This window comes from Halalkalibaculum sp. DA3122 (genome assembly GCF_043951865.1).
In the GTDB taxonomy this organism is placed as follows: Bacteria; Bacteroidota; Rhodothermia; order Balneolales; family Balneolaceae; genus JAMQKA01.
Window position 1 is genome coordinate 1 of record NZ_JBINJF010000010.1, and the last position, 11,965, is coordinate 11,965.

The window sequence follows — 11,965 nt, forward strand, 5'->3', positions numbered from 1 at the left end:
GTGAGAATTAACATCCCTAAGATATTGAATATCAAGCGTTTGCATGGCCTTTCTTAGTTTAAAATTGTTAAAATCCTAACCCCTAAACGCGTTATTAGTATGAAGAGGTCTAGTTCTATATTGGCCCTGGTATAGCCCCGCAAAATCCAGGTTATGTTGAAGCTTTCAACAGGGAGGGGGATGTAATGCAACCGATTGGACAGTGGCATAGAAATCTACCAAATTGCAGTGGAATTACTCAAGAGGGCAGGGAGCGTGGTCCCCGTTTTCGTCGAAGCAGCACCTGTAAGGCAGGATCTTGCTAACAATGCCGGCCAGATATCCCGCTCCGCTGGTAACGTTTGAAACGCCTTCAGGCATGGAGATCAGGTCTTCATCAATTGATCCCATCGGTGGCCAGTTCGGTCCACCGGCCGCTACAAAGATCTCTTTTCGGGTGTAGCCATCAGTATTATGCTCACCCAAAGCGGCCAGGTCTTCTGCCGGGTCTATAGCCACCACATAGTCGTCCGATCTGCGGCTTACAGTATCGCGGATGTGAGGAACGACGACGATTTTTCCCGATTCGGTATGGAAGCGGGTATGCACGTCAGCCAGCTTTTTTATCCCGTTGATATACACATAGTCGAATCCTGAACGCCCCATCTGAACTACGGGTGTTGGAAAATCCTCCGGGAGCGTCACGGTTGCACTGCTGGTGGCTCCATCTGAACGTTCTGCAGTAAGCCGGTACGTTTCTCCCGCTTTAATATTCATCGTCGACCAGTAGTTTACCGCGTGAGTATATACAAATTCAAACAGCGAGTCCTTCATAACCGCAGACTGGCCGCTTTCCGGATGTTCGAGAACAACAGTTGCAGGGGCATCCCGTTTGAGATCGACCGACTTTCGTATCGGCATCACCCGAACCCACTGGGTATCCGCAGAAGCATCCAGGTATCCCTGAATCGCAAAAATATATTCATCGTCATCGCTCACTGGGTTGAAGGCCGGGTCGCAGCTCATGAAACCTGAAGTGGCAAATACCAAAACCAGAATAAACGGGTATAAACTAAAAGGTTGATGGCGTTTTTTATTTTGGATCATCAATTGCAACATTGTATGCAGGTCAAAAATCCAGTGAGCCGGGTTCGTATTTTATTGAAAAGTAGGGGGTAAACGACAGCTGGTCGACGCCCCGGTTGTTGTATACATCATAGTAAAACAGGTTTTCCTGGTCATATAAATTGATGGCGCCCACCTGAATATTCAGGCGGCCGGAGGACAGCGCAAGGCTCCGTTCCGCCGATATATCCATCCGGTGGGTGACGGGCAAACGTCCCCTTTGGGTGATCACGCGCTGGGTACCGGGATCCTGCCGCGTAATAGGCAGATGTTCTGAAAACGGGAGGGCTTCAAAAAAACCTTGTGGCTGTATGAAGGGAAAACCGGTCCCCAGTTGCCAGCGTAGTCCCACGGTATATCCTCCGTGTTCCAGGCTGGCCAGGAAGTTGACCTGGTGCCGCTGGTCGTGGGGTGGGTGAAATCGTCTGTCGGAATCCCCCGCCCAGTCGCTTACGTTTCCAGCCCGGGTTTCATATTCAGTCCAGCTGTAACCATACCCAAGTAACCCGTAAAACAGGCCGGACTGATACTCCAGGCGAATATCGCCGCCCAGCACATATCCTTCAGCGGGAACAAGGTCGGTGGTAAAGCGGGTGGTGGAATTTCGGGTGGGCACCGACAGGTTTTGCAAACGCTTATAGTAGCTTTCTATCGACCACTCTAACCCCGTCCGGACCGATTGCTGCCAGCCCAGCAGTCCATGCCAAGCTTCCATTTCAGCTCCTCCTGTTGGGACCGGCATCCATGTTTTAAAAACTGATCCCGCATCCCGCTTGTCGCTGATGCCGGTAACCGGCTGCCGATATATTCCGCCTGCCAAATGCAATGTTTCGCGTTCAAGCCCCCGCGGCTGCCATGAGAGCCGAAGCCGGGGTTCAATGCTGACGGGAAATGAGTTGCGATAAATGGTGACTGCACTTCCCGGTTGAATCATAACCCGGCTGCCGACGGGAATGGTGGCCTTGGCATAGGCACCGGAACTGGCCAGGTGGTTGAAATCTGATTGAGGTCCTCCGAATAGCTCACTCATCTCGTAATTGAACGTAGTGGTGCGAAAAAACATGCCGTAATCAACCCGAATTTGATCAAAGTAGCGACTCAGGTTTACGTCCAGGTTTACCCTTGTGGCCCGTGAAGTTCGCTCCGGGTTTTCGCTGCCACCTGCTGCGCTGGATACGTAAGAAAGTCCGGCGTTGATATCGAACAGCAGGTCAGATCCTTCCGGAAGGGCCACACAGCGTCCGCCGGCCACCAGGTTTTTCCACCTGATGACATCATTCTCCTGCTCGTCAAGGCGGCCGCGGTCATAGGTTCGGACACCTGTGACAGAACACCGCGAATTGTTGTTGCCAAAGAAACTCGTTTTCAGATACTGGCTTTCGAAATGCAGCGGCTGGGAACCTCCCGGCCACCAGGGGCTTGTCTGCTCTATCAATGAACGGCGAACTGATCCGATCCAGGATGATTTCCCTTCTGAAAGGGGCCCCTCAACTACCACTTCTCCGAGAAAAGGACTTGCGGAAGCGGTGCCTTCGGCTTCATTTCTGTTACCATCTTTCATCGCAATATCGAGGACTGACGAGATTCGGCTGGTGTACCGGGGGCCGAAACCACCCGCATAAAAGTCGGCCGAGGCGACCAGCTCTTCCGGAAAAGTGGAGAAAAATCCAAGGATGTGGAACGGCTGGTAGATCATCGTACCGTCTACAAGCACCATGTTTTGGGAGGGTGTTCCGCCCCGGATATGGAGTTGTCCTCCCCGGTCACCGGCTGTCACCACGCCCGGAAGCGTCTGGAGGTAGCTGGCCAGGTCTCCTCCGCCGGCAGGAGTGGGCACTCTGCTCAGATCTGTGGCTGATACTTTCTGTCGTCCTCCTTCCAGTCGGGCCGCCCCCCCGGACGCCACAACCAGTTCATCCAGCCGTTCGCTGTCTGGCCGCAGGGAGATGCTGAATGTAAGATTTTGATCGCGTTTAATGGTGAGGGTATCCTGGTACGGCATGTAGCCTACGTAGCTAATACGCAAGACATAATTCCCGGGTGTTATATTGCTGATCTGGTAAAACCCGTTGGCGTCGGTTGCCCGCCCTTTGACCTGCCGGGTGTCTGTCAGTTGCAAGACGACATTTGCGCCCTCCAGCGGTTGTCCGCTCTGGGCGTCGTTGATCAGCCCCCGTACGGAAGCGGTCTGCGCTGTGGCGCTGCCAAGGGCAAGCATAAAAAATACCACGGCAAGAAGTATCCGAACCACGATATTTTTTGCTGGTTCAAAACGGATGGAAAACAGGGATATACCTGGGAAAAGGGGAGCCTGCCGGAGTATCAGTTTATCGCTCACGTTATATGATGTTGGAGTTTAAAAGCAGGTCTTCGGTATATTTCAGTTGACCAAGATCAGGAGATAGCACGTGCCGGCAAAAAACGTAGAATTGACAGAGATTGAGTCATGGTTTATGATCATTAAATATTAAAGAATTATCATCCCAAAAATCAACGGCTTCAACACCTGTCCCGGTTGGAATATCGGGTATAAAGCCGAAAAATATCCGTATTCCACAAATACCTGTTACCCTAATCAGCCAATGAATACACTAGCCCGGGATTTTTTACCAAGAAATTTGTCCTCAACGCAGCTGAAAGGCCAATTTCGCAGCCTATTACAGACTGTAATGCTGATTTGGCAGTAAAAATGGTATAAGTTATTGTAACCCATAAAGTTATAGGAATTTATCCAAAATACTTGTGAGAAATGCGGGCTAGAAATAGGCCGTAACCTGAAGGTACCCGAAGCTGTTTGAAGAATAGTTTTCAAAAGAAAGATGCCCGTAAAAAGGCTCTGGTTCAGGTCCGCCGAAGAGATGAGTGCCAAGGGAGGCTTCGAAGCTGTCAATTCCGGAATAGGTTATTTCCGGGTTGACCCAGAAATCCCGCCCGTCGATATTATAGCGACCGAAACCCCGGAACTCCAGCTTATCTCTCATAAAACTGCGCTGCAGCAGCAGGGTGGCGTAGCGGTAGTGTTGCTTTTGCAAAAGCTCATCGTCATGACCAAAGATAAACTCACTGATAACCTGCGTGCCGATGGTCCATCCCCCGGTCTCATATTCCAGGCCCGCCATGCCGATCAGCCAGGGTTGGTCTGCCAGGAATCCGTCATCATTGCGGCTGAACGCCTCTTTCAGGCGTAATTGTTCGCCGGGACTTGGATTTTCATAATTGATTTCCTGCAGGTCCTCAGGAAGGTAATCGAACGAGCGGTGCGTATAGAACGAGGATTCGGATTTAAATAATAATCGATTGCCCAGCTGCACGACGCCGGAATAGAAAAAAACCAGGCTTTGCGTAAAATGTTCCTGAAGATGCAGATTTCCGTGAGTACCGGGCTCCGCCTGGAACGTTTTGTAGTACCCGGGATTGGGATAATGCCAGTAGAGAATTCCCAGGTCGAGATCATAGTGCAGGTTGGAGCGCATCGCCAGCCTGCCGGCCGCCTGAGCGTTTTTTAGGGCGGGCTCTCGGCGAAATTGTTGAAATTGAACGGGCAGATCTCCATCGAAAAAGGTTCTCGGGAACCACCGGTCTCCCGGTTCAGGAGTCTTATTGGGACTAAACACCGGATTGACGACCAGCTGCAGGTAGTCACTGCCAAAATACCTGTAGTATGTCAAAGCATCTACTCCTGTGCGGATATCGGAAAAACTACGCGTTAAAAATTCCGACAAATCTGCCGGTGATACCAGGTCGGTAACAAACGCCCCATCCGTACGGCCCCACGCTATGATCTGTCGCCCCAGGCGCAGATCGCTTTTTTTGAAAAAGAGTTCAACATAGGCCTCCCGTAAGCGGTATGATAATGAGTCGACAGATCGATGATAATAATTCTGAACATCGTTGGAGACCACAATCTGTCCGGCAGAAAGCGAATGACGCAAGTTAAGCCTGAACCGGTTACGTCCCACCAGGATATTATGGTCGGGCACCGTTTGCACAGCATTGTAGTTGCGGATAAATCCGGTGAATTTGGTTTGAGCATAACTTTCTGAAGAGAAACCAAATAAATAGAAAATGCCAAAACTGAACAGAACGGTAAATAAACGGGGATAAAGCTTCACGAATAGGGGGTTGATTTTTTTAAGTATTTTTCAGGGGTTCAAATCGTAAATAAATTGCTGATGAAGCAAAAAATGCTTAAATTTATTGCATTGTGGGTGCTTCCTACGAAGTGACTTAATTAGTCATCATTCAAATGCTAACCTTTCAATTTCGAAGAAAGAATTACTATGGCGCACGAAAGAATTGAAGTAGATTTACCTCTAGCCAAAGTTTATGAATATCTAAGCGATCCGCTCTACTTTCCTCACCTGTTAGAACGAATAGATAAAGTTAATAAAGTTAACTCTCAAACGTTTGAATTTGCAACTCAAATAGGTGGCGAAGAGTTTCAATGGACAACCAATATTATTGACAATCTTCGCAATACGCGGTTTGCCTGGATAACCATCAACGGCAATTTGAATCAAACCGGTACTATTCGGTTTACTCCGCTTGACAACGGAGAGCGTACTCGTGTTGACTTCAGCCTGGATTATCGGACCTTCTATGGTGAGCCTGAAGAGGACTTGGCTGCATTTATTCAAGCTCTTCCGGCCCAGTTGAAAAAAGACCTGGATCGTTTTAAATCAGAAGCCGAAAGTAACAAGTATAAAGAAAAAGCCGATGCGACTTTGGCAGAAATTGAAGCCGAAGAGGAGGAGGCTGAAGCTGAGGAGGACGAGGTTACAGTCTAAGGTAAGCCTTGACATATTATAAAAAAATGCGTGCTTTACGGCACGCATTTTTTGTTTAAAGAAACCACGAAAAGTTTGAGATTTTCCGAATTTAAAAACTCGACCAATTCCAACCAGCCTCATTTGCTGCTGCTCGGGCACCCTGTCTCGCAAAGTCTTTCTCCGCTGATGCATAATACCGCTGCAGATCACTACGGCATGGACCTGCGATATTTTGCTGTCGACCTGGATCCTTCCGAATTTAACGGCATTGCAGCCCATTTTAACAGCAACCGGTTTCACGGGACGAATATTACCGTTCCCTACAAAGAGATGTTCATGGACTATGTAGATGAAGTGGAACCGCTGGCAAGGGATATCGGCGCTATTAATACCATCTTTAAACGAGATTACCGGCTGGTTGCTACCAATACCGATCTTTACGGCTTTCTGAAACCCCTTGAGCCGATGGAGGATGAGCTGGCCGGTACAAGGGCGGTCATTTTTGGAACCGGGGGAGCTTCAAAAGCGATTGTAGCTGCGCTGGTGAAAACCGGGGTCGAGGAGCTTATACTGGTTTCGCGCAGTCCCGCCCGCAACAGCGCTTTTGCACAGTATTCCGGAGTGAGGGTGGTCGGCTACGGGGAATGGTCGGCTTACAGCGATGAGGCGAGCTTGATCGTCAATACCACGCCGCTTGGAATGGAACCGAACATCGACGCGTCGCCCGTACGAGACAGCGAGAGAGAATTTCTGTCAGGTAAAATCTGTTATGATATCGTTTATAAACCCAATAAAACCCGGTTTCTGCAGCAGGCCGAACAGGCAGGGGCCACTACAATCGGTGGTCTCGATATGCTGATCCATCAAGGTAGTGAATCTTTCAAGATTTGGACCGGCAAACCGTTCCCGACAGAAATCATAAAAGAAAAGCTCAATGAGTATTTATACGAATAACCTGAAGCTTGTCGAACCTTCCATTCTAAATGATGAAACAGGAATTAATGCCTGGTTTACGCAGAAGAATGCCGAGCTTGTAAACAGTTCGGCCGACGTGCCGGGGCTGAACCTCGGTTTTAATACAGATGCCAGCCGGGAACAGGTGGTTGCCAACCGGGATCTGCTTTTTAAAGCCCTTGGCCAGGAGCCAGACTGGACGGCCTTTGCAGAACAGGTGCATGGAACGCGGGTGAGGGTTGTAAACAGCGGTGGCGTTTTTCCCGAAACCGATGGACTGGTGACGCGGATTCCCGGGCTGGCCCTTGGTATACAGGTAGCGGACTGCGCGGCCGTATTACTGGCAGACCCGGTGATGAATGTTGTGGCGGCGCTTCATGCGGGCTGGCGCGGGGCGGCGGGAGATATATTGCCGAATGGATTACAGGTGATGCGGGAACAGGGCTGCACCCCTTCTGACATCAGGGCGTGGATAGGCCCCTGCATCTGCCAGGAGCATTTTGAGGTGGGGGAAGAGGTGGCCGAACAGTTCCCCGCCCGGTTCGTAGACCGCTCTTCTTTTGAGAAACCTCATGTTGATCTCAGGGCTTTTCTGCAAAGCCAACTGGTAGGGCAGGGACTTGACCGATCTCACATCCAGGCTGATCAGAGATGCACCGTCGGCGATGCCAAGCTTTTCTATTCTCACCGCCGGGAGAACGGGCACACCGGGCGCATGATGGCAATTATCCAACTTTCGGACTAATTTGAAGAGCAGGCGTGCATGAGAGTCAGCTATTCTCCTGGTTACAACGCCCCGATCCCCGATGATCATATCTTTCCGATGGGAAAATTCGAGGGGCTGTACCGCTTTGTGACTGAACGAAATATCATAGGTGAGTACGAAATTGTGGAACCGGGTTTGGTGGACATGACCAACCTGCTGACCGTCCATGATGAGGAATACGCAGAGGGTATTATGGCGGGAAATATCGACAAGAAAGCTATGCGGCGGCTGGGGCTGCCCTGGTCGGAAGGATTGGCACGGCGGTCCCGCCTGGCTGTTCAGGGCACAATCAATGCCGCGTTGATGGCACTGCAGGATGGACTGGCCGGCAACCTGGCGGGCGGGACGCACCACGCCATGCCGGGACACGGAGAGGGCTTCTGCGTGTTCAATGATATCGCCGTGGCGATAAAGGTCTTACAGCAAAGCATGTGGGCGCGCAAAATTCTGGTGTTGGACTGTGACGTGCACCAGGGCAACGGCACCGCTTCCATCTTTGGTAACAATCCGGATGTGTTTACGTTCTCAATACATGGGGCAAAGAACTACCCGTTTCTGAAGCCGCCTTCCACACTGGACATCGGATTGCCGGATAAAACGGGTGACAAGGTCTATCTTCAACAGCTGGGCGATGCACTGGATACAATATTTCAGCGTTTTGAGCCGGATCTGATATTCTACCTGGGAGGCATTGATCCCCTTGAAACCGATCATTTTGGAAGGCTGTCGCTCTCGCTGAAAGGTCTTGAAGAGCGCGACCGAAGGGTCATAAAGACGGCGGCGGATCGCGACATTCCGCTGGTTTTGACGCTCTCCGGTGGGTACGCGCCGACACTAAAAGAGACGGTGGAGGCGCACGCCGTGATGTTCAGGGCAGCGAAGGAGTATGAAACCGGTTAAATGCAAATGAGTGGCCAGCCTATTGGGCAGGCCTCTGTAAAACTCAGCGATGCCGGATAATAATCGTCAGGCATATTTCGATACTGTTCTATCGACATAATATATGAATATGCCGTGGCAAGGGATGAATTATTAAATTCATTCTAATTTCCGGCTCATTTTCTCTATCTTCCAACGCTTTTTAACCAGCTAATTTTATCGTGGAACAAAAATCACTGGTAATACTGGGATCCACCGGGTCCATCGGAATGCAGGCCCTCGATATTGTTCGGGAACACTCCGAACAATATCGGCTTGTGGCGCTGACCTGTAACAGCAACTGGCAGACCCTGGCTCAACAGGTTAACGAGTTTCGTCCGGCTGTAGCCCTGCTGTGTGATGAAAGTTTCCGAAGTGATCTCGAAGGGGCTGTTCAACACGGAGAGACGAAGATCCTCTACGGTAATGATAAACTGGAAGAGGTGGCAGCCCTGGATGAGGCCGATATTGTATTAAACAGTCTGGTCGGGTTCGTCGGATTCAGGCCAACGGTTAGCGCGCTGAAAGCGGGTAAAAAAGTGGCCCTGGCCAACAAAGAGTCTCTGGTGGTTGGCGGAAAGCTGATCACCGACCTGCTAAATGGGAAGTCTGACCAGCTTATACCGGTAGACTCCGAACACAGTGCCATGCTCCAGTGCCTGGTGGGGGAACCCCGTGAACAGATAGAAAAGCTGTTGATTACAGCCAGTGGCGGCCCTTTTCGGACATGGAGCCGACAGGAGATGGAAAATATAACGGTGGATGATGCCCTTAACCACCCCAACTGGGCAATGGGTTCAAAAATCACTATCGATTCTGCCACGATGATGAATAAAGGACTTGAGATCATCGAGGCCCACTGGCTGTTTGATCTGCCGCTGAATAAAATTGAGGCGGTTGTTCACCCACAGAGTGTTATTCACTCGATTATTACGTTTGTGGACGGTTCTAGCAAGGCGCAGCTGGGGCCGCCGAACATGAAAGTTCCCATCCTTTACGCCTTGACATACCCGGATCGGCTCCCACTCGAAGTTCCGCGATTAAACTGGGAAAAGGCGTTCGAACTCACTTTTGAGCCGGTCGATTACGATCGATTCCCCTGCATACGGCTTGCACTACAGGCGCTTGAGCAGGGAGGGGCAGCACCGGCGATTCTGAACGCGGCTAATGAAATAGCTGTTCAACGCTTTCTGGATAAGGAAATTCCTTATATTCAGATTCCAAAAATAATTGAAACTGCTTTAAAAACGTTAGAGTCGGACATTACAATATCAGTAGCTGCATTGACGGAAATTGATAAAACGACTAGGAATTTGGCATCAAAGATCTAAATACAGGCACACTTCATGGAATGGGTTATTGATTTACTATCTACACTTGGCATATTTGCTCTTGCCCTGTTGATTCTGGTTTTCTTCCACGAGCTGGGACACTTCCTGGCAGCCAAACTTTTCGGTATGCGGGTAGAGCGTTTTTCACTGGGGTTTCCTCCCCGAATTTGGGGAATACAAAAAGGCGAAACCGACTACTGTATCGGTGCGACTCCCCTGGGAGGCTATGTAAAGATTTCGGGAATGATCGACGAGAGCATGGATACCGACCATGTAAATGAAGAACCGAAACCGTGGGAATATCGCAGCAAACCGGTATGGCAGCGTATGATTGTAATTACTGCCGGGGTGATCTTCAACATGGTGTTGGCCGTCATGATTTATGCAGGTATCGCTTTTTCGTATGGTGAATCCAACATTTTGCTTGATAGTATTGATGGCATTTACGTCCCGGAAGAATCGGTGATAGCGCAGGCGGGGTTTCAAACGGGAGACAAAATAGTGGGAGTTAACGGCCAGAGAGTCAAATATTTCCAGGAACTGGTGGCCCCCGGCCAGCTCCTGGAAGAAAACCTGGAGTATAGCGTCCTCCGAAACGGGAGCGAAACAGTTGTGCCCGTGCCCGACAGCCTGCTGGACCGGATCAACAAGGAGGGATTCTTGACACCAATGCTGGCGCTTCCAAGCCAGGTAAACCAGGTTCAGGAGGGAAGTCCGGCCGATACTGCAGGCCTAATGGCGGGAGACCGGATTGTCAGTGTCAACGGGCAACCGGTGGACTACTGGCTGCAGCTCGTCCAGCATATTCAATCGGCTGAGGGCCCGCTGCAGCTGAGAGTTCTGCGGGATGGGGAGAAGATCGAATTATCCGTGACTCCCAATGAGCAGGATATCATCGGGATCAGCGCTCCATCGGGAACCGACATATTCCAGGTTGAACACCTGACATACGGGCTGGTCGGTTCCATTAAAAACGGCTTTGACCGGACGGGAGAAACCCTGAACGGTATCATACAGGGGTTCAGCAAGATGTTTTCAGGTTCCATCTCTGTGCGGGAAAACCTGGGCGGGCCGGTTGCTATTGCAAACGTGACAAAACAGGCTACCGATTCCGGCGGTGCACTGGGATTCTGGCAGATTACCGCGTTCCTCAGTGTAACACTGGCCATCATGAATATCCTGCCGATTCCCGTGCTGGACGGCGGTCACCTGATGTTCCTGATATACGAGGGCATTACCCGGCGTGAACCTTCGGCCAAGGTACGGATGGCATTGCAGCAGATCGGCTTCATTTTGATCATCGCGTTGTTCATTTTTGTTACGTTCAATGATATAATTAGACAATTTGGGTAGGAGCATGCTGGCCAGAGAAGGGTATCCCACAATTTTTATTGTCGTCGTTTTCGCCGTAATAGTGAGCGTGGCGGTATCATATCTCGATCATTGGACTACTTACCTCGCCTACGGGCTGATGTTCGGACTTGTGGCACTCATTCTTAATTTTTTTCGTGATCCCGATCGTATTGTCCCCGGTGATGAAAACCTGGTGCTGGCCCCCGCAGATGGTAAAGTTCTACTGGTGGAAGAGGTGGAGGAAAACACTTACATCAAAGGAAAGGCCACGCAGATCAGTATTTTTCTTTCAGTTGTGGATGTGCATGTAAACAGGAACCCGATCTCCGGCACCCTGGAGTACCTCAAATATCATCCCGGGGAATACCTAATGGCGTGGGATCACCAGGCCTCTGAACTCAATGAGCGGGCGGACTTCGGGGTCCGCCATGCCTCCGGAGCAAAAGTTTTTTATCGACAGATTACGGGTTTTCTGGCCCGGCGTATCGTGTACAATGTTAAAGAAGGGGATCAGCTCCAGGCAGGAAAACGGTTCGGCATGATGAAGTTCGGCTCCAGAATGGATATACTGGTACCGCCTGAAACCACCCTTCTGGTGCAGCAAGGCGACCGAACGGTGGCGGGAGAAACAGTCTTGGGGCGAGTGGGTGACGCCCCGGTAAAATCCGGAATGGACAGTGCAGAGACAACAGAAATTTCTAACCGTTAAGTGAAACCAATATCAGCAAGCAGATTCAGTGCATGGTTGCCTCAATATATTTGTGCCGTGA

10 protein-coding genes are annotated in these 11,965 nt (G+C 50.4%); 7 read left to right on the forward strand and 3 right to left on the reverse strand.

Annotated features, from left to right (window positions below; translation table 11 throughout):
* Positions 1 to 234: 234 nt before the first annotated feature.
* The 3 genes from ACG2F4_RS08740 to ACG2F4_RS08750 form a co-directional block, all read right to left on the reverse strand.
* Entirely contained in the window at positions 235 to 978 is a 744-nt protein-coding gene (locus ACG2F4_RS08740) for a hypothetical protein (protein WP_395259850.1), read from the reverse strand.
* 130 nt (positions 979 to 1,108) lie between these two features.
* On the reverse strand, positions 1,109 to 3,442 hold the full coding sequence (locus tag ACG2F4_RS08745) for a carboxypeptidase-like regulatory domain-containing protein (protein WP_395259853.1): 2,334 nt from the start codon (positions 3,440 to 3,442) through the stop codon (positions 1,109 to 1,111).
* A gap of 418 nt (positions 3,443 to 3,860) precedes the next feature.
* A complete protein-coding gene (locus ACG2F4_RS08750) occupies positions 3,861 to 5,216 on the reverse strand; it encodes a DUF1302 family protein (protein WP_395259855.1) in 1,356 nt (451 codons plus the stop codon).
* 168 nt (positions 5,217 to 5,384) lie between these two features.
* On the opposite strand from ACG2F4_RS08750, the gene ACG2F4_RS08755 reads away from it, so the two are divergent.
* The 7 genes from ACG2F4_RS08755 to ACG2F4_RS08785 all read left to right on the forward strand — a co-directional run bounded on the left by ACG2F4_RS08755 (position 5,385) and on the right by ACG2F4_RS08785 (position 11,904).
* The gene (locus tag ACG2F4_RS08755) at positions 5,385 to 5,891 is read left to right on the forward strand and encodes an SRPBCC family protein (RefSeq protein WP_395259857.1); all 507 of its coding nucleotides are present in this window, start codon (positions 5,385 to 5,387) and stop codon (positions 5,889 to 5,891) included.
* Between the two features lie 75 nt (positions 5,892 to 5,966).
* Positions 5,967 to 6,827, forward strand: coding sequence for a shikimate dehydrogenase (gene aroE, locus ACG2F4_RS08760; protein ID WP_395259859.1), 861 nt, complete (start codon positions 5,967 to 5,969; stop codon positions 6,825 to 6,827).
* A complete protein-coding gene (pgeF, locus tag ACG2F4_RS08765) occupies positions 6,808 to 7,572 on the forward strand; it encodes a peptidoglycan editing factor PgeF (protein ID WP_395259861.1) in 765 nt (254 codons plus the stop codon). Before aroE ends, pgeF begins: the two co-directional genes overlap by 20 nt.
* Positions 7,573 to 7,590: 18 nt before the next feature.
* Positions 7,591 to 8,493, forward strand: coding sequence for a histone deacetylase (locus tag ACG2F4_RS08770; RefSeq protein ID WP_395259863.1), 903 nt, complete (start codon positions 7,591 to 7,593; stop codon positions 8,491 to 8,493).
* A gap of 200 nt (positions 8,494 to 8,693) precedes the next feature.
* On the forward strand, positions 8,694 to 9,842 hold the full coding sequence (locus ACG2F4_RS08775; RefSeq protein ID WP_395259865.1) for a 1-deoxy-D-xylulose-5-phosphate reductoisomerase: 1,149 nt from the start codon (positions 8,694 to 8,696) through the stop codon (positions 9,840 to 9,842).
* A gap of 15 nt (positions 9,843 to 9,857) precedes the next feature.
* Positions 9,858 to 11,195: an RIP metalloprotease RseP gene (rseP, locus tag ACG2F4_RS08780; protein ID WP_395259867.1), complete on the forward strand. Its 1,338-nt coding sequence runs from the start codon at positions 9,858 to 9,860 to the stop codon at positions 11,193 to 11,195.
* 4 nt (positions 11,196 to 11,199) lie between these two features.
* Positions 11,200 to 11,904: a phosphatidylserine decarboxylase family protein gene (locus tag ACG2F4_RS08785; RefSeq protein WP_395259869.1), complete on the forward strand. Its 705-nt coding sequence runs from the start codon at positions 11,200 to 11,202 to the stop codon at positions 11,902 to 11,904.
* Positions 11,905 to 11,965 lie beyond the last annotated feature (61 nt).

Excerpts from the sequence above, each read along its gene's own strand:
- ACG2F4_RS08755 (WP_395259857.1), top strand. The coding sequence starts at position 5,385 with ATGGCGCACGAAAGAATTGAAGTAGATTTACCTCTAGCCAAAGTTTAT.
- pgeF (WP_395259861.1), top strand. The coding sequence starts at position 6,808 with ATGAGTATTTATACGAATAACCTGAAGCTTGTCGAACCTTCCATTCTA.
- ACG2F4_RS08770 (WP_395259863.1), top strand. The coding sequence starts at position 7,591 with ATGAGAGTCAGCTATTCTCCTGGTTACAACGCCCCGATCCCCGATGAT.
- rseP (WP_395259867.1), top strand. The coding sequence starts at position 9,858 with ATGGAATGGGTTATTGATTTACTATCTACACTTGGCATATTTGCTCTT.
- ACG2F4_RS08785 (WP_395259869.1), top strand. The coding sequence starts at position 11,200 with ATGCTGGCCAGAGAAGGGTATCCCACAATTTTTATTGTCGTCGTTTTC.